The sequence below is a fragment of the Nocardioides sp. Arc9.136 genome (genome assembly GCF_030506255.1).
Lineage (GTDB): Bacteria > Actinomycetota > Actinomycetes > Propionibacteriales > Nocardioidaceae > Nocardioides.
Window position 1 is genome coordinate 2,278,694 of the sequence record NZ_CP113431.1, and the last position, 23,298, is coordinate 2,301,991.

Annotated in this window: 24 protein-coding genes; 10 read left to right on the top strand and 14 right to left on the bottom strand. The window is 70.6% G+C overall.

What is annotated here, in order from left to right; genetic code table 11:
• Positions 1-679 precede the first annotated feature (679 nt).
• From OSR43_RS11120 to OSR43_RS11140, 5 genes are all read left to right on the top strand, one after another.
• Complete coding sequence (locus OSR43_RS11120; protein WP_302266643.1) at positions 680-1,219, top strand: F0F1 ATP synthase subunit B; 540 nt, start codon at positions 680-682, stop codon at positions 1,217-1,219.
• Between the two features lie 407 nt (positions 1,220-1,626).
• Positions 1,627-2,250: a thioredoxin domain-containing protein gene (locus OSR43_RS11125; RefSeq protein ID WP_300960878.1), complete on the top strand. Its 624-nt coding sequence runs from the start codon at positions 1,627-1,629 to the stop codon at positions 2,248-2,250.
• Positions 2,247-3,017 (top strand): vitamin K epoxide reductase family protein, encoded by a 771-nt coding sequence (locus OSR43_RS11130; protein WP_302266644.1) that lies wholly within the window; start codon positions 2,247-2,249, stop codon positions 3,015-3,017. The genes OSR43_RS11125 and OSR43_RS11130 overlap by 4 nt, the downstream gene beginning before the upstream one ends.
• A gap of 13 nt (positions 3,018-3,030) precedes the next feature.
• Positions 3,031-3,816, top strand: coding sequence for a cytochrome c biogenesis CcdA family protein (locus OSR43_RS11135; protein ID WP_300961362.1), 786 nt, complete (start codon positions 3,031-3,033; stop codon positions 3,814-3,816).
• Positions 3,813-4,409: a TlpA disulfide reductase family protein gene (locus OSR43_RS11140; RefSeq protein ID WP_302266645.1), complete on the top strand. Its 597-nt coding sequence runs from the start codon at positions 3,813-3,815 to the stop codon at positions 4,407-4,409. Before OSR43_RS11135 ends, OSR43_RS11140 begins: the two co-directional genes overlap by 4 nt.
• A gap of 309 nt (positions 4,410-4,718) precedes the next feature.
• On the opposite strand, the gene OSR43_RS11145 is transcribed toward OSR43_RS11140, so the two are convergent.
• The 6 genes from OSR43_RS11145 to OSR43_RS11170 form a co-directional block, all read right to left on the bottom strand.
• Entirely contained in the window at positions 4,719-5,702 is a 984-nt protein-coding gene (locus tag OSR43_RS11145) for a M56 family metallopeptidase (RefSeq protein WP_302266646.1), read from the bottom strand.
• Positions 5,699-6,064, bottom strand: a complete 366-nt coding sequence (locus tag OSR43_RS11150) for a BlaI/MecI/CopY family transcriptional regulator (protein WP_302266647.1) — start codon at positions 6,062-6,064, stop codon at positions 5,699-5,701. The genes OSR43_RS11145 and OSR43_RS11150 overlap by 4 nt, the downstream gene beginning before the upstream one ends.
• Complete coding sequence (locus tag OSR43_RS11155) at positions 6,061-8,109, bottom strand: cytochrome c oxidase assembly protein (protein ID WP_302266648.1); 2,049 nt, start codon at positions 8,107-8,109, stop codon at positions 6,061-6,063. The genes OSR43_RS11150 and OSR43_RS11155 overlap by 4 nt, the downstream gene beginning before the upstream one ends.
• An 89-nt stretch (positions 8,110-8,198) precedes the next feature.
• Positions 8,199-8,909, bottom strand: a complete 711-nt coding sequence (locus tag OSR43_RS11160; RefSeq protein WP_302266649.1) for a copper resistance protein CopC — start codon at positions 8,907-8,909, stop codon at positions 8,199-8,201.
• A 211-nt stretch (positions 8,910-9,120) separates the two neighbouring features.
• The gene (gene ccsB, locus OSR43_RS11165; protein WP_302266650.1) at positions 9,121-10,095 is read right to left on the bottom strand and encodes a c-type cytochrome biogenesis protein CcsB; all 975 of its coding nucleotides are present in this window, start codon (positions 10,093-10,095) and stop codon (positions 9,121-9,123) included.
• On the bottom strand, positions 10,095-11,825 hold the full coding sequence (locus OSR43_RS11170) for a cytochrome c biogenesis protein ResB (protein WP_302266651.1): 1,731 nt from the start codon (positions 11,823-11,825) through the stop codon (positions 10,095-10,097). Before OSR43_RS11170 ends, ccsB begins: the two co-directional genes overlap by 1 nt.
• A gap of 92 nt (positions 11,826-11,917) precedes the next feature.
• On the opposite strand from OSR43_RS11170, the gene lnt reads away from it, so the two are divergent.
• Positions 11,918-13,672 carry an apolipoprotein N-acyltransferase gene (gene lnt, locus OSR43_RS11175; RefSeq protein WP_302271663.1) on the top strand — a complete coding sequence of 585 codons (1,755 nt, stop codon included), beginning with the start codon at positions 11,918-11,920 and terminating at the stop codon, positions 13,670-13,672.
• Positions 13,673-14,208: 536 nt separating this feature from the next.
• Here lnt and OSR43_RS11180 read toward each other — a convergent pair.
• The 3 genes from OSR43_RS11180 to OSR43_RS11190 all read right to left on the bottom strand — a co-directional run bounded on the left by OSR43_RS11180 (position 14,209) and on the right by OSR43_RS11190 (position 15,921).
• Positions 14,209-14,682 (bottom strand): DUF3093 domain-containing protein, encoded by a 474-nt coding sequence (locus tag OSR43_RS11180; RefSeq protein ID WP_300960862.1) that lies wholly within the window; start codon positions 14,680-14,682, stop codon positions 14,209-14,211.
• Positions 14,683-14,800: 118 nt separating this feature from the next.
• The gene (locus OSR43_RS11185; protein WP_302266652.1) at positions 14,801-15,688 is read right to left on the bottom strand and encodes a hypothetical protein; all 888 of its coding nucleotides are present in this window, start codon (positions 15,686-15,688) and stop codon (positions 14,801-14,803) included.
• Entirely contained in the window at positions 15,685-15,921 is a 237-nt protein-coding gene (locus OSR43_RS11190) for a hypothetical protein (protein ID WP_300960859.1), read from the bottom strand. Before OSR43_RS11190 ends, OSR43_RS11185 begins: the two co-directional genes overlap by 4 nt.
• Positions 15,922-16,423: 502 nt before the next feature.
• Here OSR43_RS11190 and OSR43_RS11195 point away from each other — a divergent pair.
• The 4 genes from OSR43_RS11195 (at position 16,424) to OSR43_RS11210 (ending at position 19,565) form a co-directional block, all read left to right on the top strand.
• Positions 16,424-16,798: a helix-turn-helix transcriptional regulator gene (locus tag OSR43_RS11195; protein WP_302266653.1), complete on the top strand. Its 375-nt coding sequence runs from the start codon at positions 16,424-16,426 to the stop codon at positions 16,796-16,798.
• Entirely contained in the window at positions 16,795-17,664 is an 870-nt protein-coding gene (locus OSR43_RS11200; RefSeq protein ID WP_302266654.1) for a cation diffusion facilitator family transporter, read from the top strand. Before OSR43_RS11195 ends, OSR43_RS11200 begins: the two co-directional genes overlap by 4 nt.
• A complete protein-coding gene (locus OSR43_RS11205) occupies positions 17,661-18,677 on the top strand; it encodes a cation diffusion facilitator family transporter (protein WP_302266655.1) in 1,017 nt (338 codons plus the stop codon). Before OSR43_RS11200 ends, OSR43_RS11205 begins: the two co-directional genes overlap by 4 nt.
• Before the next feature lie 159 nt (positions 18,678-18,836).
• Positions 18,837-19,565 carry an isoprenylcysteine carboxylmethyltransferase family protein gene (locus OSR43_RS11210; RefSeq protein WP_300960854.1) on the top strand — a complete coding sequence of 243 codons (729 nt, stop codon included), beginning with the start codon at positions 18,837-18,839 and terminating at the stop codon, positions 19,563-19,565.
• 15 nt (positions 19,566-19,580) lie between these two features.
• On the opposite strand, the gene OSR43_RS11215 is transcribed toward OSR43_RS11210, so the two are convergent.
• From OSR43_RS11215 to OSR43_RS11235, 5 genes are all read right to left on the bottom strand, one after another.
• A complete protein-coding gene (locus tag OSR43_RS11215; RefSeq protein ID WP_300961356.1) occupies positions 19,581-20,243 on the bottom strand; it encodes a TlpA disulfide reductase family protein in 663 nt (220 codons plus the stop codon).
• Positions 20,243-20,524 (bottom strand): hypothetical protein, encoded by a 282-nt coding sequence (locus OSR43_RS11220; protein ID WP_300960853.1) that lies wholly within the window; start codon positions 20,522-20,524, stop codon positions 20,243-20,245. Before OSR43_RS11220 ends, OSR43_RS11215 begins: the two co-directional genes overlap by 1 nt.
• Before the next feature lie 2 nt (positions 20,525-20,526).
• Complete coding sequence (locus tag OSR43_RS11225; RefSeq protein ID WP_302266656.1) at positions 20,527-22,017, bottom strand: hypothetical protein; 1,491 nt, start codon at positions 22,015-22,017, stop codon at positions 20,527-20,529.
• Positions 22,017-22,544 (bottom strand): hypothetical protein, encoded by a 528-nt coding sequence (locus tag OSR43_RS11230; RefSeq protein WP_302266657.1) that lies wholly within the window; start codon positions 22,542-22,544, stop codon positions 22,017-22,019. Before OSR43_RS11230 ends, OSR43_RS11225 begins: the two co-directional genes overlap by 1 nt.
• 70 nt (positions 22,545-22,614) lie before the next feature.
• Positions 22,615-23,187, bottom strand: coding sequence for a vitamin K epoxide reductase family protein (locus OSR43_RS11235; protein WP_300960848.1), 573 nt, complete (start codon positions 23,185-23,187; stop codon positions 22,615-22,617).
• Positions 23,188-23,298: the final 111 nt, after the last annotated feature.

A 23,298-nucleotide genomic window follows, 5' to 3' on the forward strand; every position in this document is an offset into this window, starting at 1 on the left:
GAGCGCAATGGTGACCAGTGGACGGGAGCAAGGCACTCGACGCCGCAATCACGCTCTTCAGCGGTCGCCAGCCCGAGGATCTACTCGAAGCGAAGGAGCGCGCCGGCCTCAAACGCGAGCTGGCCAGCGAGCCTCCGACCACCGGTTAGCGCTCTCGGCCGCAACCCTGGCCCGCAAGGCCAGGTCGACGATCGCGCGCTTGAGGTCCGCCCCGTCGGGCAGTCCGGAGCCCGACTGCGAGGTCATCACGCTCGCCGAGCCCAGCGCGCCGATGCCTCGGCGAGGTTCTCCTACGAGAACACCACCTTGAGCATGGTGCCGTGGCTACCGGGCGGTCGGCAAGGGAGGATCGAACGGGCCAGTGAGGTCGAGCCCGTCGGTGCCACGCCGCCGGGTGAGCTGGTCCGCGCGCACGAAGCCGTAACCGCGGCCGCAACGGCGCCACCAACCATCCCCGGGGGTGGCGTCGCTGCGACGCGACCGCGTACGTCTCAGCGTGCCGAGTTACGGGCTCCCGGGTGGATCGTGGCTGGCGATCGGCGACTCGGGGACCGTCGCTCCGCGGGTGCGGCGCCGCCTTGGCACACGAAGCGGCCCCGCGGGCATCGCCCCAGGCTGCCGGTTATCGTGGTCGCCCACCTACGACGAAGGATCTGGAATGCGAGCACCGTTGACGTCAATGACCTTGAGGGCCAGCGAGGACGGCGAGCTCAATCCTCTCGTGCCGCACCCCATCGAGATCGTCTTGTCGCTCGTGGTGTTTGCGATCCTCTTCTACCTCGCGAGGAAGTTCGTCATACCGGCGTTTGAGGCGGCCTACACCGAGCGCACGCGGACGATCCGTGGCGGCCTCGAGGCGGCCGAGACGCGGCAAGCCGCCGCCGATGCGAAGCTTGCCGACCTGGACAGGCAGCTCGACGAGGCCAGCTATGAGACCGCCCGGATCCGCGAGGAGGCGCGTGAGCAGAGCGCGGCAATTGTCGCCGAGATGCGCGAGCAGGCCGCGGCCGAGTCCGTCCGGATCGTCGAGCACGGCCGAGCCCAGGTGGAGGCCGAGCGTCAGCAGGCGGTGACCTCTTTGCGCGCCGAGGTCGGCACGCTCGCGACGTCGCTTGCCGGTCGGATCGTCGTCGAGTCGTTGGAGAACGATGACCTGCAGCGACGCGTTGTCGACCGTTTCCTTGCCGATCTTGAAGGCGGCCCCGCGGGCCAGAACTGAGCGAGGTTCGCCCTGGCCTGAGAGGTGGTCGGTACGCCGGATCCTGCAAGTCTCGGGCGGACCGGCTCAGCGCGACGCGAATAGTTGCGGCCTCGATTGTCTCGACGCGATCCAGTGCCCTGCTCCGCTAGGACACGGGATCGTTTTCGTCTCAACATCGGTGCGTCGACGACGTTGCCTGGGCGCTGCTGCCTCACCCTGTCGCGCAAAGGCGTGTCCACCACCCCCAAGGGGTCGGCTGGGGGTGCGCGGCGCTCGCGTGCGCGGACCTCGAGCCCGGACGCTCCGGCGACTACCTCTGGTGGCCGGGCTGCCCGCCACCCGCATTGCTACTATGCGCGGTAGTAATCACGGAGAGGTGTCGAGGTTCAATGCGCACACAAACGAAGGTTGCGGCTGTTGCTGCCGTGGCCCTGATCGTCTCGATGGTCGCGGTGTTCTTCGTCGCCCAGCAGCGCGAGAGCGATGGGCCTCGACCGGTCAGTAGCCCGGAACAGGCCAGCGCGGTGGTCCGCGAGGACAGCCGAATCCTCGGCGAGAAGGGGACCAGCGGTACGACGTTCGTGGAGTTCTTGGACTTCGAGTGTGAGGCGTGCGGCGCGGCGTTCCCGGTCGTGGAGGAGCTGAGAGAGAAGTACGCCGGCGAGGTGACTTTTGTCGTGCGCTACTTCCCGCTCCCGGGCCACTTCAACGCCGAACGCGCCGCTCGTGCCGTGGAGGCCGCGGCACGCCAGGGCGAGTTCGAGGCGTTGTACACGAAGATGTACGAGACCCAGTCCTCGTGGGGCGAGGCTCAAGAGCCCCATGACGACCTGTTCCGCGGCTTCGCCGAGGACCTGGGCCTGGACATGGCAAAGTTCGACGCCGACTACGCCTCCAAGGAGGTGGCCGACCGGGTGCAGCGCGACGTCGACGACGGGCTGGCGCTGGGCGTTCAGGGCACGCCGACGTTCTACATCGACGGTCAGCCGTTCCAGCCGCAGAGCATCGAGGACTTCCACACCGCGCTGGATGAGGCGATCAAGAAGTGACCGACGACCGCCCGGGGCGCGGCTCCGGGCTCGGCTCGTCGCATCAGGGCGCCTGGCCCTCGTCGGCGGGCGCCGCGTCCAGCAAGCCCCTCTCGGCTACTGGTCGGCCAGGTCGACCTCGCGCCGTTCGGGCGGACGCCGACCCGGGGCTCGCGAGCGCGCGCGCCGGCGTCGCCGACGCAGCCGACGATCGGCGCCTGGCGTGGGGCTTGTTGGTCGGCGCCGCGCTCGGGCTGGTCGCCTCGGCGGTGCTGCTCGTCGAGCGGCTGCGCCTGGCCGAGGATCCGACCTACGTTCCGTCCTGCAGCCTCAACCCGGTGCTGAGTTGCGGCTCGGTGATGGCCTCAAGCCAGGCATCGCTGCTGGGTTTCCCCAACCCGGTCCTTGGCGTGGGCCTGTTCCCGATCGTGGTCACCACCGCGGTCGTCCTTCTCACGGGGGCACGCCTGCCGCGCTGGTACTGGCTGGGACTGCAGCTGGGCGTAACCGCGGCACTGGCGCTGGTGGGGTGGCTGGTCTTCCAGAGCGTGTACCGCATCGGCGCCCTGTGCCCCTACTGCATGGTCGTGTGGGCGGTGGTGGTGCCGATGTTCTGGTACCTGACGTTGCGCAACGCCAAGTCCGGCGTCTTCGAGGCGCGCCTGGCCCGGAGTCCGGCGCTGCGGGTGGTCCAGGCTTGGCACGCCCCCATTCTGCTGCTGGTTGTCCTCGGCGTGCTTGCGCTCGTCGGGGTGCGGTTCTGGTCGTACTGGTCGACGCTGGTGTGAGGGGCCGGTGACAATGGATCTTGGCGGCGCACAGGGCGCCATCCTCGATGGTTCGATGCTGATCGCGTTGCCGGTTGCGCTGGCGGCGGGCTTGCTGTCGTTCTTCACCCCGTGCTCTTTGCCGCTCGTGCCGGGCTACCTCTCGTACGTGGCCGGCATGGCGGGCGCTGAGTCGGAGGTGACGCGCGAGCTGCGCGGGGGTCGCCCCGCACGTCGGTGGCGCACGGTGACCGGCGCCGGCTTGTTCGTGCTGGGGTTCGCGGTCGTCTTCGCCAGCTACGGGTTGGCGCTTGGCTCGATCGGCGCGCAACTGGCAACCAACCAGGCCCTCATCTGGCGCGTATCTGGGGCGTTGACCATCCTGCTCGGCGTGCTCTTCGCCGGAGTCGCTGGACAGCTTCCGGTGCTGGGCCGCACCGTCCGGCCTCGTCTGGCGCCCCGGGCCGGCCTGTGGGGTGCGCCATTGCTAGGCGCGGCCTTCGGTGTCGGCTGGACCCCGTGCGTAGGACCGGCTCTGGCGGCGGTATTGACGTTGGCGACCACCTCGGCGACCGCTTCGCGAGGCGCGGTCCTGTCGTTGTTCTACGCCTTCGGTTTGGGAGTGCCGTTCCTTGTGGCGGCGGTGTCCCTGACGCGGTCGATGCGGCTGTTTCGCTGGGTCGGGGCGCACTCGAGGTGGATCACCCGGGGCGGTGGACTGCTGTTGATTGGAGTCGGGGTGTTGCAGGTGAGTGGGGTGTGGGCGGAGCTGGTCGCCCAGCTACAGGCAGTCGTTGCTGGCTGGCAGGCGCCGCTGTGAGCGCCTCCGCCGCGCGAACCAGAGGAATCCTCGCCGGCGTGTTCGGCTGCGCGCTGGTGATCCTCCTGGTCCTGGTGATGTTCTGGCCCGACCGATCGCCCGAGGGGGCGTCGGGTGGTCCCGAAGGTGGTGTCGTTCAGCTCTACGACGCCCAGGACCGCGTCGAGTTGGAGCCGTTCTCGGTCCGTACGCTCGGCGGCGCCCAGCTCGACGGGAACGACCTGATCGGAACGGTCACCGTCGTCAACGTTTGGGGGTCGTGGTGCGGGCCGTGCCGCGCAGAGGCGCCGGACCTCGTGGCGGCCGCGTCAGCGGCGCGCGAGCGGGTGAGGTTCGTAGGCATCAACGTGCGGGACAGTCCCGACGCGGCCCGCGCGTTTGAGCGGAAGTTCGAGGTGCCCTACGACAGCGTGCATCCCGACGACAGTGGCGAGGCGATTCTGGCGTTCAACGGGGCCTTGACCGCAGCCGCGGTGCCGACAACCGTCGTGTTGGACGCGAGAGGTGCGGTAGCCGCTCGGGTGGTCGGACCGGTTGACCGGTCCACGCTGGAAGGTCTCATCGACGAGGTCGTCGCTACCTCACCGCGTTGACGGGTACGTCCGGTCGTCGGACCAGCCCGCTACGTCAGGCCCGCTACCTCGGGCCCGCGACAAGGGCCCGCACCATCGTCCGGCTCGCCACGTCTCGTTGCAGACGTCCTGCAGGGTGGTCGCTCGCTGGCAGGCCCCGCGACGCAGACGCTGCCTCCCGCGGGTGCCCGACGGGGGCGCGCCACGACCCCGCTGGGCAGGTGAGTTGTCGGCTGCCGCGCGGCGGACCGGGGGCGGTACGCACGAAGTGGACGTGTGGTCGGTACCCGGCGTGGGCGCGCCAGCCCTGCGTCAGGCCGGGCCGAGAGGTCAGGAGGGTTCGATCGCCAGCGGCGCGATGGCGCAGCAGTCGCGTGTCGCGGCCTCGACGGCGGGGGCCAAGGCGATCGAAACCGGCAACGACAGCACGGCGAGCGCGGCTGCGGCGACCATCGATCCTTGACCTGCGCGGCGGCGTGGGACCGGAGCGGTGAGCCGTCGAACCCGCTGGACTGCGGCGGTGTCGCTGGCGCCCAGGGCGACCTCGGGTCGCGTACCCGTGCCGAGCGCGACCAGCGCTTGGGCGAGGGTGCGTCGCTCGCGCGCGGTCGAGGCGGCATCGTCGGCGGCCATTTCCACGAGGACCGCGATCTCGCGGTGTGCGGCCGCAAAGACGGCAACTCGCGGGAAGGTGGTGCGCAGGGCGTCCGCGCAGGCCAGGGCGAGGTCGTGCCGTGCGCGCAGGTGACGGCGCTCATGGCCCAGGACGAGGTGTCGCTCGCCGTCGGTGAGCAGTGCCAGCGCCGCGGTCGAGAGCACGACAGTGCCGTGACGGCCCGGATGGCCAGCACCGCCGGGCAGGCAGTAGGCCACCGGCTCGGCGTGCTCGATGACGATGAAACCTTCGGGGTGTTGGTGACCCACCAGCGCCAACGCCTTGCGTTGGGCCCGGCGAGCTTGGTCGGCCCAGCGGATCCGCCGGGCGGTGGTCAGGGCGAGCTTGGTGGCGAGGAACGCGACGACGGTGAGCGCAGCGATGCCCGGCCACGGGCCCAGCGGGGTCGCGTAGTGCTCGATCACCGTGAGCGTGTGGGCTCCGAACAGGTCGGCGACGGCGTATCGCAGCGGCAAGAACGGCAGCGCCAGTGCCACAGCGGCTAAGAACCCGGCCAGGACGACGGAGAACGACAGCGCCTGCCAGGCCAGGATCCCGCAGCGGGGGGCGCGGTTGATCCAGGTCCACCGGCTCAGGGCCGTGGCGCCGCCGCTGCCGGCGGCCACCACGTAGGCCGCCAGGAGCAGCGCGGCGGTCATGAGGGTTCCTCCGCGCGTTCGCTCAACGCTGTCCGCAGCTGCGCGACCTCGCCGGGGTCGAGTGTCTCGACGAACCGCAGGAGCGTGGCGCTGCGATCGGTGCTGTCGGCCAGCACCTGCCCCAGCAGCTCGGCGGTGTGCTCCTCGCGTGTCGAGGTGGCAGCGTAGAGGTAGGCCCGGCCCTGCTTCTGGCGGCGAACCAGACCCTTGGAGTGCAGGTTGTCCATGACGGTCATGACCGTGGTGTAGGCCAAGGGGCGTTCCTGGACAAGGTCTTCGAGCACGTCGCGGACGGAGACCGGACGGTTCCATGACCACAGGCGCTGCATGACTGCCGCCTCGAGTTGTCCGAGCTGTCTCATGCGCTGCTGTCCTTCGTCGTCGTCTCACCGCTGCTTGTCATGGTAGGCGGTGACAACTGCTTGCCCGCTGCCGAGAGCTGGCGCAGGTAGTCGTTGTACTGCGCCAGTTGTCGTCCGTTCTCGCGGTCCTCGCGCCGGTCGAATCGCCGCCGTTCGCGCCCATCGGCGCGAACCCACGAGATCAGGAGCGCGATCGCCATGACCAAGAGGGGGTACTCGCCCATGCCCCACCCGATGGACGCGCCGAGGTACTGGTCGCCGGCCAGGGTGTCGCCCCAGTCTCGTCCGAGTGCTGCGAACCAGTCTTCGGCCAGGATGCGGCTGCTGGACATCAGCGTGACCGAGAACAAGGCGTGGAACCCGAAGGTGATCATCACCAGCAGCGCTCGCAAGGGGTACGGGGGCCGTTGTAGGCCGGGGTCGTCGCCGACGATCACCTCCGCGAACAGGTATCCCGAAGCCATGAAGTGCACCGTCATCAGCACGTGGGCGGTGTGCGCTTCCAGCGACGTTTCGAACAGTGAGGAGTAGTAGAACGCGACCATGCCGACGACGAAGAGCGCCGAGGCCACCACGGGATGGCCGAGCAACTGTGCGGGCAGGGAGTGGACTAGTTGCAGCAGCCATTCGCGTGGGCCGCGCGAGCCGTCGGTGCGGCGGCGCAGCGTCCGCAGTGCCAGCGTCACCGGTGTTCCCAGCACCAGGAACGTGGGCACCGCCGTGGCGATGGTCATGTGCTGGACCATGTGCATGCTGAACAGCACGCGCCCGTAGGTGTTCGGGGCGCCGTTGGTTGCCCAGATGAACAACAGCCAGCCGGTGACCCACGAGGCGGTGCGGAGCCAGGACCAGGCCACGCCGCGTCGGCGCAGCCGGCGCACGCCGATGAGGTACCAGGCGATGGCGCCGACCGCGATCGGCAAGAACAGGGTGTCCAGGTTCCAACGGGTGAACCAGCCTGCCGCGTCCAGGGCCGGCGGCATGACTGTGCCCAGCATGGACTGCGCGGTCGTCAGGGGTTCCTGGCCGCCTGCCGGGGCGGGTGGTGCGGTACGACTCAGGGCCACGCCGATGCCGGCGGCGCCCGCCAGGACGACAAGCTCGACGACGACCAAGCGCGCGAAGGCCCCGCCAACGCTCTTTCCGGCGCCGCCCGTGCCGCCCGTGTCGCCCGTGTCGCGGGAGTCTTGTTTGGTCCGGTCGAGTCGGTCGATGAGGTGATGTCGGTGCCACCATCCGGCTGCGGCGAGGCACGCTACGGCGCCCACCTTGGCAGCCAGCAGGGCCCCGTACGACGACCACGCCGCTCCCGGGCTGGGGAGGCGAAGCCAGGCGCCGGCCAGTCCCGAAGCGCTGACGAGCACCAGGCCCCAGCCGGCCAGGACCGAGTACCGGCGAACCACGCTCGCCAAGCTCGGTCCGAGCTGCCGCCAGATGAGTGCAAGGGCTAGGAGCCCGCCGAACCACACGCTGATGCCGACCAGGTGCACCATCTGCAGGTTCACCGCGTCGTTGTGGTTCAGCGTGCCGGCCGCGTGCCCAGTCAGCGCGATCGGCCACAGCGCCACGAGGGCGGTCGCGGTGACGAGCCCGAGGGTGGAGGTGCGCTGGAGCAGAGCGGAGCCCACCGCGACCACCGCGGCCAGCGCTGCACCCCAGAGCAAATACTGGCCCAGCTCATAGGAACGAGCGAAGAACACGACCTCGCTCCAGAACCCGGCCTGGCGGGGGGCGGTGCCTGAGGCGTCGGCGTAAACCAGGGCCAGGAGCGCGCCATCGGCTACAACCCAGGCGGTCGCGCACAGCTGTGCGACCAGCACCAGCCGCCCTCGTATCCCCCTCACTCTGTTCTCGTCCTTGCCCGGGTGCGCCGGGGGGACACAGGTCGCAGCCACCACCAGGGCGCCGACCGCACCCATCGCGACCATGTCGCGCAGCACCTGCACCGTCGGTAGCGCGACCCGGGTGACGACCCCAGGGTCGGGCAGGCCGGGCACGCCCAAGGGCGCCAGTCCGCCGGAGAGTCCGGCGGCCAGCAGCGTCACCGCGACAGCCCAGACCAGGAGCCCGCCGAGCAAGATCGGGGCGCGACGTCGGCCAGCCCCCAACTCGCCGAGGCGGGCAGGCGACGTGGTCACTGGTCCGTCCGACGGGCCAGGCGAACCGCCGCCAGCACGGCGAGCACCAGCAGGACTGCCAGTGTTCCGCCGGCCAAGAGCACCGCAGCCCAGGGCGTGCCAGTCGAGCCGGACGGGGTCTCGGCGGCGCCGGGGTTAGAGGTTGGCTCTTCGTCGGCGTTGGAGGGCGCCGGTGTGCTCGGCGGTCCTGCGGCGGCCGGCGCCTTGCTGGTCCGAGCGCCGTCGGCACTTTCGCTGGGGCTGTCGGCGGAGTTGCTGCCGGGGTTGCTGCTGGGGTTGTCACCGGCGGGCGTTTGGGTGGCCGCGACCCTCAAGGTGCTCTGGCCCGTCACCGGGTGTCCATCGCGCGAGACCACCCGGTAGACAACCGTCCAGTCCTGGGCCCGGTCTGCGGCGACGTTGAGCGAGTCGGGGATCGTGGCGATCAGCGTGCTGGTGTTGGCCCCCCGCTGTACCTGCGCACGCACCGCGGGCCCGCCGTCGACGCGCACCGCGACGGTGCTCAGGTCCGGCGTCATCTGCTCGGAGAAGACCAGGGTGATGGTGGTTGGTGGGTCCGGCACGTGGGCGCCGTCGGCCGGGTCGATGGATATCAGTGCGGTGTGGGCGGCTGCCGGCGCCGACGCCCCGAGCAGAACGGCACCAGCCAGCGCGGTGCCGGCCAGCGTCCGACGCAGCTGTCGGTGCTCGTCCAGCCAGCGGTACATCGCTGCCGCAGCCCCCGCAATTGCCCTCCGGACTACCAGTGCCTTCGCTGGGCGGGCGGTGGCTGCAGGAGGTGGGGGCATGGCCGTCGTCGGCGCGCGATGCGTCATCGCCGGCCTCGTGCGATCCAGTACATCGCCAGAGCCGTAGCGATGAGTGTGAACAGGCCGATGACCACGGTGGACAGGGTCTGGGAGGTGGCACTCATGTCCCTCATACCCCTGCGTAGGAGTGCAGGCCGGGGATCCACATGTTGACTCCAAAGAAGTTGAACAGGAACGCTGCGAAGCCCGCGAGGGCCAGATAGCCACTGCGGCGACGCCACTTCGCTGTCGACAGGGCGTGTAGGTGGGCTGCGTAGAACACCCAGGTGATGAAGGCCCAGGTCTCCTTGGGGTCCCAGCCCCAGTAGCGGCCCCAGGCGTTCTCGGCCCACACCGCCCCGGCGATGACCGCGAACGTCCAGATCGGGAACGCCACCAGATGCACGGTTCCGGCGAAGTCGGCGAAGGTGTCCGACGTGCCCGCATCGTTGCCTGCGGCGCCCGGGGCGCGTCGGCGCCGGCTGCTGTCGCTCACCAGGTGCGCGACGGTGGCGACCGCACCCACACAGAACAGGGCACCGGCGACGATGGCAGCAGCGACGTGGACGACGAGCCACCGCGAGTTCAGCACGGGTACGAGCTCGTCAACCGGGGTGTACAGCGAGGTCACCGAGACGCCAAGCAGGATGAGGATCAGCGCGATCACCCAGGCCGCCAACTGCCCGACGGCGCGCCGGCGCACACTGCCCACCAACACCACAGCGACGGTCGCTGAGCCGGTGAGTCCGAACTCGTACATGTTGCCCCACGGCACCCGCTGGGCGGCGAGGCCGCGGCAGACGACGGCTGCGATGAGCACGCCGGTCGCGAACGCGAGGATCACCGTCGCTGCTCGCTCGACGCGGCCTGAGCGGCCCGAGCGGCCCGAGCGGCCCGAGGCTGCCGTCGCGTCGAGGCTGTGTGGTGCGGCTAGCTGCTGTGTGGGCTGCGCGGCCGCGGCGGCTGCGGCGGCCGGTTCTGCGGCAGGCTGGCGACGGGCCAGGGCACCAAAGACAGCGAACGCGACTAAAGCGATCCCGAACGCGGCCAGGGCTATGGTGACCAAGGCGTCGGAGAGTCGTGCGATGTCGGCGGCGGAGGTCATCAGGCAGGGTCCTTCGTTGCTGGTGTTGCGGGGATGACTGCGGCGGTGGCTGCGGCGACGATCGCCTCGATTTCCTCGGCGGGCACCGGCCGACGTGCCAGCGACCGGGCCCCGACCTCGAGGGTGACCGCGTCGATCCGGCGCACCCACAGCCGTCGACGCGCCACACCCAGCGAGATCGTGAGCCCGAGCAGGAGCAGCACGGCAGCGAACAGGGCGACTTCCTTGCCGGGGTCTCGGGCGACCTGGAAGTTGGCGAACCGCGACACCCCATCGAAGGTCACCGATCCAAGCCCGTTGGGCAGCTCGGCGGTCTGTCCGGGCGCCAGCGAGACGCGCCAGACTTCACCGTCGGGTTCGCGGACCTTCTCGAGGTCGTCGACGTCGAGGGTGAACACCGACTGCGAGGCGCCCTCGTCGAGGCCAAGATCGCCGGTGAACGCTGTCAGCTGAACCCGGGGGTTCACTGCGTTGGGGTAGGCCGAGGTGTCCAAACCTTCTGCGCCGCGGACCGCAGTGGGCAAGAACAAGCCCTGGAGCGCTAACGACGCCGGCCGGGCGTCGGGAACCTTGATGACGCCGTCGGAGGTGAAGTTCTGGTCCATCGGCAGGAAAATGGTGGGCCCCGACATCGCCACGTTGCCCTCCCCGTCCCGCACCGTCAGCTCGGGGGCGTAGCCGTGACCGGTGAGGAAGAACTTCGTGCCGTCGACGTCAAGAGGGCGGTTGGGCCGGATCGCGAAGGTGCCGTCACCGGCTTCCGGGCTGCGGTAGGCCACGGCCGCCTCGAAGTCGCGCGGCTCCCCGAAGCGAGGGCCACTGGTCTCGAAGGAGGCATCGAACTTTTCCAGGGTGAAGTCCAGCGGTTCCAGATCTGCAATATCCGCCCAGGGCGCTGGGGTCAGGGCGTCGTAGGAGGACGCGACGTTGGTGAAGGTCGCGCCTTCGACGACGGCGACGCGGCCCTCGTAGCCGAACAGTCGTCCGCCGGCGACACCGACCAGCAGGACCAGCAATGACAGGTGGAAGCCGAGGTTGCCGAGCTCGCGGAGGTGGCCCTTCTCGGCGCGGACCTCGCCGTCGGCGATCGCGACGCGGAATCGTCGGCCGCGCAGCGCGTCGGAGGCGGCGTCCAGGGCGAGGTCAGCGTCGGCGACCTGAACCAGCTGGTGATGGCTCTCACGGGACAGGCGCCGCGGCGCTGCGGGCGGGGCGGCGCGGTACTCGTGCCACAGCTTGAGACAGCGCGGCAGCACGCAGCCAATCATCGAGATCAGCAGCAGGACGTAGATGGCAGCGAACCACGGCGCGCTGTAGACCTCAAAGAGCCACAGGCGGTCAAGCCATGGGGCTAGGTCGGGATGGTCGCGGAAGTACTGTGGGACCGCCGCGGGGTCGCTGGCCACTCCGCGCTGCGGGAGCAGGGAGCCGGGGATGGCGCAGAGCGCGAGGAGGATCAGCAGCACCACGGCCGTGCGCATGGCGGTCAACCGTCGCCAGCTCCATCGCAGCCACGCGACGAGTTCTCCCGGTGGCGGGTGCGGGTCGGTGGCTGCGGTGGCCGCGGTGCCCCCAGAGCCATCGGGGCCGACGGCGGGGCCCCGGCCGTCTCGCCCATCGGGCTGGTCGAGCTCACTCCGGTCGGCGCCGGCGGCTCGCCCGGTCTCGTCCTTGGTCGCGTCGGCGCCGCTGCTCGGACTGTTCAGCGGGTACGCGCCTTCATCACCCATCCCCGACATACTATCTGCCCTAGTAGAAGGGTGGAGGGGTGGCATCGGGGGCGGGTGGCAAGACGGCGCCGAGGACGGCAGCGGCGCCAGGGGTGTCCCGGCCGGGAAGGTGGGGCGGGAGACGACGCGCGGCCGAGCCGCCCCAAGCAGGGGCGAGGGCGACGTCGCGGCGCGGTGACGCTGCGCCCTTCCACCGCGACGCGCCGTTGTCCGAACCTGTCTGCGTCGGCGTCGCTGCGATCGGCGGCGCGCTGACCGCGTGGGCGTCCCCGCCGTGGTCAGTGCCCCTCCTGGCCCCCCTCGGCGTCGCCTTGTTGTTCTGGGCGTGCCGGGGCCGAGGGGCCGGGTTTGGCGCGGCGATGGGCGTGGTCTTCGGCGCGGCGTGTTTCGGGATCACGCTGTGGTGGCTGGCTGAGTCGATCGCTCCTCTGGCGTGGGTAGCGCTCGCTGGGTTGCAAGCCGGCTGGCTCGGGCTCGCCGGCGCGGGGATATCGCTCGTTGGGCGTCTGCCCGGAGCGCCGTTGTGGGTGGCGTGCGTGTGGACGGCGGCCGAGTTGGCACGGTCGACTCAACCGTGGGGCGGAGTGCCGTGGGCTCGGTTGGGTTACACGGCTGTTGACACGCCGTGGCAGTCGGCACTCGGCGTGCTTGGCGTGAGCGCCACCGGGACGCTGATCGCCCTGATGGGCGCCGTGATGTCGGCCGGCTTGGCCGCACTCGTCGCGGCGGGCCGCGTCCGCGGCAATGGGGGGTCGAACTTCTCCGGTGGGCTGCGTCAGCAGAGCTGGGCGTGGCGGCAGGCAGGCAGCCCGAGCTCCCCGCTGCGCCGCGGACTCACCGCAGCAGCGGGGATCGTCGCACTGGCCGGGGGTGGCGCGGCAACGCAGCCTGGCGGGCAGGCCCAGGCGGCCTCAGAGCTCACCGTGGGGATCGTGCAGGGCGGCGTGCCGGGCTCTGGCACCGAGGTGGCCGCACATCATCGGGCGGTCACGGCTCGCCACCTTGCGCAGACACGGGACCTGATGGGCGCCGGCGCCAACGAGAAGGTCTCGGCGTCCGCGCTCGACCTTCTGGTGTGGCCGGAGAACGCGACCGCAGTCGACCCTGACCGTGACCATACGGCGCGCGAAAGCCTCAAGCTCGCGTCCCGACTGGCCGGCGCACCGTTGCTGGCCGGGTCGATCGTCGATGGAGCCCGCGCCGATGAGGCGTTGAACCAGTCAATCGTATGGACGTCCGCCGGACCGACGGCGCGGTACACCAAGCAGCACCTGGTGCCGTTCGGGGAGTATGTGCCACTTCGGTCCCTGGCTAGCCGAGTTTCGGCGCGCGTGGCGCAGATCCCACGGGACATGCAACCGGGGCCGTCGCCGCAACCGATGTCAGTCGGCGGCACCAAGATCGCTGTTGCCTTGTGTTTCGACGTCGCCTACGACGAGGTGCTTCGTGACCAGGTGGCCCGCGGAGCTGAACTCGCGGTAGTGCAGACCAGCAACGCGATGTTCCTTGGCACTGCGCAACCGGAGCAGCAGTGGGCGATCACGCGCGCGCGGGCAGTGGAGGTGGGCCGCACGGTGATCGTGGCGTCCATCAACGGCATCTCTGGGGTCATCGGCTCCGATGGCACTGTGGCGGAGCAGTTGCCGACCATCGGCGCTCACAGTGCGGTGGTGAGCGTGCCGGCCACTACCCGAACTACCTGGGCGGTCCGGCTGGGTGCGTGGCCCTCGCGGCTCGTGCTCGTCGCCGCGCTCGTCGCGCTGCTGACGGCCTCAGGGCGGGTGTGGCGTCAGACAGGCAGGCTGCTCAGCGGCCGGCCTCCGGGCCCGACTCCTACCAGGCGCTGACGGCTCGCCTGGCAGGTCGTGATTGTGCGCGAAACTGGTCCGGACCAAACGCGCCACACCCTCCGTCAGCGTCCGCCGACGAGCGGTGATGACCGGTGTCGTCCGTTCGCCGCTTGGCCGCAGCGGTCATCACCCTCGGCTCCCAGATGTTGATGAACTCATCGGACGCCGTCGTTTCGACGCCCCGAGCCGCCCGCGACTCGGAGGTCGTAGGCGCCCTGCGAATTCCTGCGGTCCGAGCTCACCCGACCGGCTAGGCCTTCCTGTCTCCGCGGTCCCCGAGGCGGTCGCGGGGTTCCCGGTGCATCGAGCGCGGGCCCCAGCCTCAAGAACGCGCCGCGGCGCCAATCGCCGCCTAAGGGTGTTTCGGCGTCTGGTGCGGCCGCCTCGGGCTGCGCCGCCCGCGCTGGCTGTTGCCCGCGGGCCACCTGGATGCGCCCGCGCGGCCTGTCGTCAAGCAGGACGCAACCGCCACCCCGGCGTTCGTCCACGTCGGCGGTCGTCATGTGGTCTGACGTCACGGCCCTCGCGGTCAGCTAGGAGCTGCTCCGCCTAGACGTGATTGCCGCGGCGAGCCGCTCCGGGTGACGAGTGCTGATCATCCAATACGGGGTGGGGTCGCGTGGATCCGCGATGCCGACGCGGACTGCGTCAGCCAGGTACGGGCGCAGCAACAGGTACGCGCGCGGGTCGGCGTCCCGCCCGGCCAGCAGTCGCGTTTCGTCGCGATCCAGGGCCGTGACCACGCCCAGCAGGTCGACGTCGATGCGCGCTCGGCCGGCCCGCAACACACCGGCGTCTACAGCGACCACAGCCGAACCCCACCCAAGGAGCGGCCCAACGATCGCTGCGACAAGCGCACTGGTCGACGCCCACAGCACGACCGGAGGAACAGCCACCGCTAGAGCGAGCCAGAACGACGCCAACATCAGCCACACGACCAACCACCAACGCATCGGCAGGCGGAGTCGCTCGCGGTAGGGCCTCGTTGCGCGCTTGTCGCCGGTCACCACCGCACGCCTCCACCGGCCGTCCGCTCACCGACGGTCATGCCTAGACTCCGATTCCACGCCCTCAGCGTCACCCCGCCAAGGTAAGGACTGCGCGCGGTGCCGGGCGATCTGATCATCAGTACGTCGTCACGTGGACGTGGTCATAGTGGTTGGCCGTGACCGATCCACGGTCCTCCATACCGCGCCATCCCTCATTGGTTCGCTGCACCGACCAGATGTTTCGAGCATGAATGACGTAAGAGACGCCGAGACGGCCGGCGTTCTCTCGCACAAACCGGGCCACCTCCCACCCCCGGGAGCCGCTGACCATGATGTCGACAGCGATTCCTTGGGCGTGTTCGCCATCGCTTCGCAGGGTTCCGTAGGTAGTGATCTCGGGGAAGGCGGCACACACCGCGCCGTGAACCGCCTTGATGTTGGCGCTTACGGCGGCGGGCACGGAGGTGCCGTTCGAGCACGTGCCGGTCACCGGGGGCTGAGGGCCCGGCTCGTCTTGTTGCAGGTAGCCGGCGGTGACCCACAGCGCGCGGTCATCGACGACTACCTCCTCGCGCCCGAACAAGTCGCGCCCCGTGACAAGCACACTCTCGCCGGCCTCGAGCAGCCCGATCTGCGCTGCGCTCTTCCCGGGTGCGTCCCACAGATTCAGGTCCGCGCGAGCCCACAGCGTGGTGTCGGCGCCGCGAACGGCAGCACGCGTGGCATCGGCCGACAGCAGCCGATCAACCCTGCTGGGCTGGCGTTCGAGTCGCGATGCCGAGCGCGAGACCACCTGATGGCGTTCCTCGGCACGGAGCCAGGACGCACCGATCGCGCCGATGGCTGCGGGTTCGGCGCCACGTCCGGCGGCGGTTGCGGTCGAGTCGTCGACTCCAGGGATGTCGGCAGCACTCACGGCGCCCACCGCAACCACGGCGACCGTGACGCTCGCAGCCAGCGGCGCGCAAACACGACGGCTCAGCGTCAAAGGGCGCCGTTGACGTTTGTGTCGGCCCTGGGTCACGGCTGGTCCTTTCCAACGAGCGACGCTTCGCCGCCGGCGTTGCAATCGCGGTCGGTCAGCACCCTGATCGACGCGCCGGGTTTGATCTTCATGACCATGCTCAGCGCCCCGCCAAGAAGGGGGACGCGCCCACCTCGAGCGCGACGAGGACTGCGAAAACCCCGATCAAGGCCGCAACGCCGATCCATGCCCTGCGATGGCGTCGGGAACTGGCTCAGATTGAAGTCGTTCACGCTTGTCTCCTGGGGCTTCGCAGCACTCAGCCGCGATCATCTGGATTCCTCATCCTCGGAAGGAACCCGAGCATGCATAGCAGTCGGGCGCTGGGGCGGTCGTGGGGCTGGTGCGCAGCCGTGAGCCGCGCGTATGCCCCGGTAGCTGTCGACTTCGCCTACTACTATCATACCTAGTACATGAATGGCGTCGGTGCCGGCCAGGTGGACTGGCGGACGCTATCGCGTGTTTGGCATGTGGCAGTCCGGCGCCTGGGGCTTGGCCTAGGGCAGGTATCGGCCTCCTGAACTCTTGGTCGCCGACATGCACTCGTTCGACCCCGGTCGGCCGCCTCTCGGCAGGAGGTCGCCGTCCGACGTACGGCAGTTGCTCGCCGCTGCGGAACCTTGCCAGCTTGCGCGGCGAACCCGGCCTGGTTGCCGTGGTTGCGGTTCTGCTCGATCCAGACGCCGCTGAGCGGAAGGGTTGTGGAACCACGACAGGCGTCGATAGTATCGCCACATGGCGATAAATGAGTTGGAGGAGTGGCCGGCTGAGTCCGCGGGTCTGTTGGCAGCCGCGGCCCTGTTCCACGGGTTCAGCGATCCGTCACGGCTGGCGATCCTGCGGCATCTTGCGCTGGGCGAGCACCGGGTGACCGACCTGACGGCCCACGTGGGCCTCGCGCAGTCGACGGTCTCCAAGCACCTGTCGTGCCTCAAGGAGTGCGGGCTGGTCACCTCCCGTCCGCAGGGGCGGGCCTCGATCTTCTCCCTGACACGCCCCGAGGCGCTGATGGAGGTCTGGGCGGCCGCGGAGAAGCTGCTGGATCTCACCGGGGACGCGGTCGCGCTGTGCCCCAACTACGGCGCCGAGACCCTCAAGGACGAGCGATGAGCAACCCGGCCACCACCAGCACTTCCGCGAGCGACACCGTTGAGGCGACGCCGCGGGCGGCGCTGTCCGCCACGGAGCGGGCACGTCTCGGCCGCCGCGCCCAGCTCCTCGCCGGCGCGGCGGTGACCTACAACGTCGTCGAGGCGGTCATCGCCATCGCCGCCGGACTGGCCGCCGGGTCGGTCGCCCTAGTTGGGTTCGGCCTGGACTCGGTGGTCGAGGTCTCCTCGGGCCTCATCATCTTGTGGCAGTTCCGGCATGCCTTGCCGGAGTCGCGCGAACGGCAGGCGCTACGCGCGATGGCGGTCTCTTTCTTCGCGCTGGCCGCCTACGTGACGTTCGAGTCGGTCCGCGCACTGGCGACCGGAAGCGACCCGGACACCTCCACGGTCGGCATCGCCTTGGCGGCCGCGTCCCTCCTCGTGATGCCGTTCCTCTCAGTCGCACAGCGCCGCACCGGACGAGCACTGTCGTCCTCGACCGTGGTGGCCGACTCAACCCAGACACTGCTGTGCACCTACCTGTCCGCGGTGCTGCTGGTGGGGCTGGTGCTGAACGCGACGCTGGGCTGGTCATGGGCCGACCCCATCGCGGGGCTGGTCATCGCTGTCGTCGCGCTTCGCGAGGGCCTCGAGGCCTGGCGTGGTGAGGCCTGCGGCTGCGGCCCCGCCGGCCTCGGCGCAGCAAGCGCGGACGGATGTGGTGGCGGGTGTGGTGCCGGCTGCCAGGACGAATGCTGTCAGACCACCGACATTGCCACTGCGGCAGACCGTCGGGCCCTCCTGCCGCAGGCGATGCCGGCTGGCGGTAGGTCGGATGCCGGAGAGGACGACGGCTGCGGTGCGGGATGCGGGTGCGCACGATGACCGGCACCGGCACCGATGCACAGCGCCGCGACGCCAACCGCCCGTCCGCCCCGTCGGCTACCGGGCCGGCGGCCGGTCCGGTAGGGGGGTCGGCGCGGTCTCAGCACGGGCATTCGCACGCCGCCGCTGACCTGATCGACCATCGCGGCCGGCTGGCCCTGGTCCTGGGGATCACGGTCACGGTGCTGGTCGTCGAGGTGGTCGGCGCGGTCATCTCGGGCAGCCTCGCGCTGCTCGCGGATGCCGCGCACATGCTTACCGACGTCGCCGGCCTCACTCTGGGACTCATCGCCGCGGTCCTGGCCCGCCGCCCGGCGACCCCCGCACGGACCTGGGGCTACCGGCGCGCCGAGGTGCTCGGCGCCGCCGCGCAGGCCGCGGTGCTGCTCGCGGTGGGCATCTACGTCCTGGTCGAGGGTGTGCAGCGGCTGATCTCCCCGCCCGAGGTCACCTCGGGCGCGATGGTCGTCTTCGGCGCCGTTGGCCTGCTCGGCAACCTGATCGGCCTGGCGCTGTTGGCCACCAGCCGCGGCGACAACCTGAACATGCGCGCTGCGTTCCTTGAGGTCGTCAACGACGCGCTCGGCTCCGTCGCGGTCCTGGTCGCGGCCGCCGTGATCGCCACCACCGGGTGGCTTCGCGCCGACGCGATCGCGTCGCTGGTCATAGGGGTGCTCATCATCCCCAGGACGCTGCGCCTGCTCCGGGAGACCATCGACGTGCTGCTGGAGTCGACCCCCCGCGATCTGGACCTGACCATGGTCCGGTCCCGGCTGGAGTCCTTCCCGCACGTGCAAAGCGTGCACGACCTGCACGCGACCCAGGTAGCGACCGCGCTGCCGGTCTTCACCGCGCACGTCGTCGTCGACGACGCCTGCTTCCACGACGGGCACCTCGCCGAGCTGCTCGACGACATCCAGTCGTGCATGGCCGACGAGTTCGACGTCGAGCACTCCACGATCCAGTTCGAGGCCGCCTCGCACGCTGCGCACGAGCCCCACACCCACGCCTGAAACCCCCGGCCCCGCACCCCCTGGGGCAAGCCCCCGCGACGCGACCCGGTCGAGCAGTCGCCCGCTGGCGGGCACGCCCTGCTCCGCGCACCTTCCTCGCGCGCGTCCGCCGGACCGGCGGGCTCACCACCTCTCGGGCCCAACGCAAAGGAGTTCCCGATGTCCGAGCAGTCCCTGTGGCCGGCCACCGCCCTGGTCATCTACGGCGCCTACCTCACCCTCGCGTTCCTGGCGCGAACCTTCCTGCAGTATCGCGCGACCGGTGACGGCGGCTTCCGCGGCATCTCCGGGCGCCCCGGCAGCGTGGAGTGGTTCGCCGGGGTCGGGTTCGTGGTCGCGCTGGTCGCCGGGGTCGCCGGTCCCGTGGCAGCCCTCTTCGGCCTGGGCCCGGTCGCGGCGCTGGAACAACGCTGGGTCGCGGTGACCGGGACTGTCGTCGCGGTCGCCGGGGTGGTCGCCACGCTGCTGGTGCAGGGCCAGATGGGCGCGAGCTGGCGCATCGGCGTCGATGCCTCCGAGCAGACCGCGCTGGTGACCTCCGGCGCGTTCGCTTACGTGCGCAACCCGATCTTCACCGCGATGGCCGCCACCGGCGCCGGCCTCGCGGCAATGACCCCGAACGCGGTGTCCCTGACCGGGTTCGTGCTCCTGCTCGTCGCCCTCGAGCTGCAGGTCCGCGTCGTCGAGGAGCCCTACCTGCTCGCCACCCACACGACAGTCCCCGCCGGCCGCACCGGAAGCGCGACCGGGAGCCCGACCGGGAGCGTGGAGGAGGCGTCCTCGAGCTACGCGACGTACGCCGCCCGGGTTGGCCGGTTCGTGCCCGGCATCGGGCGTATCGGGCGCACGTCGGACACGGGGGCCGTCGGGCCGCGCGCAACCGCCTGAGGGCGGGCCGACCAGCTACTGGGGATGCTGGGCGAGGAGCTCGGCGAGCCTGGTCGGGCTGACGTCGGCCGCCGACTCCAACGGGCCGATGTACGCGGCGACCACCTCACCATCCTCGACCAGCACCGTCGACGGGATCCCGTTCGGGCTCACCGCGGGCGCCAGGGAGCGCATGTACGCCGTCTCCGGGTCCGACCAGTTCGGGTAGGTCACCTCGTAATCGGCGATGAACTCGCGGGCGTACTTGGCGAACCAGTCGACCGAGACACCGATCACCGCGACGTCCCCGCGGCCGGCGATGCCGGTCAACAGCGGCATCTCCTCCCGGCACGGGACACACCAGCTGGCCCAGAAGTTCACCAGCAGCGGCCGGCCCCCAGGCGACCCGGCTGCGCCGCTGACTTCGCTTCCGGCAGGCTTGTTCAAAGGGTCGCCGGGCGGCGCGACGAACTCGACCGGCTCAGCCGGGGCACGCCACCCCAACGACGGCCCGCCCGCCGTCCCGGTTACGTCCCCGTCGCCGGCGGTGTCGAGCGGCGCGCCCGTGCCCAACACCCGGTCCAGCGCCAGGAGCGCCGCCACGACAATAAGGACACTGCCGGCGGCGATGACCAGGCGCCGCAGCCCTCGTCGCTGGCGCGTCGCGGTGGGCTGCGCGTGCGGCTCACTGGGGTTCATCACGGATCCGTCCTGCTCTGGCTGGCCTGGCCGGGCTCCTCGGTGGCCCGGTTCCCGCTGGGTGCCAGCGCGGGGCCCGCGCCGGCACCGCTGTCGTCGTCGCTGTCGTTGCCGTTGTCACCCGATGGACGTCGCAGGACGGCAAACGCGCCGAGCGCCAGGAACTGCCCGAATGCCAGGCCGAGGGTCGCTGCTACCTCGACGGGATGGAGCGGACCCAGGTGCAGCGCCGTTGGCGCCAGCGCCCGGGCGACCTCGGGACGGTGGAGTAGCGCGGTCATGGTCAGGCTCCGAAGAGGAGGTACAGGCCGGCGAACGTGTATAGCACCATGACGCACAGCAGCGGCAGCTGGCCGGTCAGGTGGTGCCGCTTGGGCAGCACCGCGAGCGCCCGGTCATGGGCGGCGATGACACCCAGGACGTGCCCGGTCACGATCGCGAGGACCTTCGTGCTTGCCAGGAACGTCGGATGGTTCGAGAGCCAGTAGTTCACCTCGCCTCCCGCGGTGCCCAGCAGGTTCGCGCCCGTGCCCATCGGGTCGGAAAGCTGAATCAGGGTCTGCTGTCCGAACTCGACGAACAACGTCAGGTAGTGGGCCACCATGTACCCGACGATGATCGGCACCACCGAGTGCGCGAACACTCCGGGCAGCTGCCAGCGGGGCGTGCGTTGGTCGACCCCGGTCGCGGCGGTCGCGGCGGCGAACATCACACCGACCACGACACACAGGCCGACCAGCACCGCGGTGTTGACCAGCACCATGTTCGCGTCGGTGGACTGGGAGAACCGCAGCCAGAAGTTCCACCCCCGGAAGCTGTCGAACGCGGTCGACCCGAGCAGGATGGCGACCACCGCGACCAGGCCGGGTTCGCCGCGCAGCCCGGCCAGGTTCCGCAGCGGCGAGGCCAGCACGAGCGTCCCGTCGGGGCGCCGCGCCCACACCGAGAGGTGCCCGACCAGCGTGGAGTACACCTCGAACGGGTCCGCCCGGGCGACCCACCGAGTGCCGAACAGCAGGCCGCCCATGACGACGAACACCAAGTACAACGCGAACCACAACCGCACCGGCGCCAGGTAGTTCGCGTCGGGGTAGACCAGCTCGAGCCACACGAACGCGAGCAGGCCCACGGCGGCCGGCCAGTAGCCGACCGACCCGGGCAGCCGCCCGAGCGCCCCGCCGTCGGTCTTGGGTGCGGCATCCCGGCCAGGGGTGTGTCCGGGGACCAGGCCGGCCAGCTGGCCGCGTTCGTCGCGGGTGGCGTGCCGTGCGGGGTCAGCGCCGCGGTTGACCAGGCGGTGGACCAGGAGGTGGATGGTCCGGGCGGGGCTGACCGCCCGGAAGAACGGGCCGAACAGCAGCGAGGCCGGCACGATGCCCACCCACAGCAGCACGAACACGACCCCGAACGTGGGGTTGATCAGCGAGTCCGGCCCGGCGACCGCCGCCCAGACGGTGTAGGCGAAGAAGACCAGCCCAAGGACGCGCAAGCCGGCGGCGAACCCGGCCGAGTCGACCAGTCGCGCCAGCGGCGTCGGCACCCGAATCCCTGCGTCGGCAGACACCACGGACAGCCCCCGGTCGGCCTCACCGGGTGCGGGTGGTGTGTTGGTCCCGCGTCCCACTGCGGGGAGGGGCTGGGTGTAGCGGGGCCTGCGCCAGGCGAAGAGCAGGACGATGAAGGAGATGGTCAGGGCCGCGCTGCCCCCGGCGATCGCCAGGTTCGCCGGGATGGGGAGGTCCGAGGCGCCACCGAGGCCGTGTGCTTGCAGCATCAGCGAACCTCGAGCTGGGCGATGACGATGCCGGTGTCGTGCTCCTCGATGTCGACCGCGCCGGGGTTGTCGACGGCGAGCTCGACGGTCGACGTGCCGGCCTGGAAGGGGATGACCTGCTCGGGACGGGAGTGCACATGCAGCTCCCCGGACCGGTCGGCGTCGAACGCGAGGGTGAGGGTCTCGCCGACGGCGAGGTCCAGCGACGCGCCGTTCGGTTCGATGTTCGCGCCGCGCACGCGGACATCCAGCACCGGGCCCGCCGGCTCGGTCGGCTCAGCAGCCGGTGTCCTGGTGGACGCCGCGGTGCCGCCGCCCGGAGTCGGCGCGGCGCTCGCGGAGGGACCGGACGCGGAGGCCGAGGCTTCCGGCGCGCCGTCGTCACCGCTGTCCGCGCAGCCGGCGGACAGCAGCGTCGTGGCGGTGGCGAGCGCGGCGAGGCCGAGCCGGCCATGTCGCTGAGGCCGCCCGGGGCGCCCGTTGCGGGTGGTCGCGGTTCGAGGCGTGTGCGAGGGATGGCGGGGCATGAGCTCTCTCTTCGGCGTTGCGGTAGATGTCGTGCGGGAGATGGTTGGCTTCGTCAGCGGCGGGCGCTGATTACAGGACGAGGGAGACCCAGTAGTCCCAGAACCGGTGGGCGACGAGGGCCAGAAGGATGGTGTAAGCGGCGGTGAGGATGACGCCGTGGTTGGCCAGCACCACCCGCCCGGGGGCGCTGTCGCGGGCCCGGGAGCCGAGGTGTCCGCGGTCCAGGTTGGTCAGGGTGACGTACCAAAACAGCGGGACGGTGACCGCCCACACGACCATGCAGTACGGGCACAGGGCGTTGATGCGGTACAGCGACTGGAAGACCAGCCAGCCGATGAAGACGACCGCGAAGGTGACGCCGGCTTGCAGTCCGAGCCAGTACCACCGCGTCAGCCGGGCTCCGGCCAGCAGCGCGGCACCGGTGGCGGCGGCGACCGGGAACGCGGCCAGCCCGATGAGTGGGTTGGGGAATCCGAACAGCTCGGCCTGGTCGGTGCGCATGATCGAGCCGCAGTTCAGGACCGGGTTGATGCTGCACGAGGGCAGGTAGTTCTCATCGGCCAGCAGCGCGAGCTTCTCGACCGTCAGGACGAACGCGGCCAGCGCGCCGACGATGCCGCCGACCAGGAGCAGCCATGGCAAGGTCCGCGCGAACCGCGGCGGCCTGAACCCACCCGGGGCCCCAGGCGGCCAGGCGACGCCGGCCGCCTGGGCGGGTTCCCGTCCTCGTTCCTGAGCCGGGTGGGGCGTCGG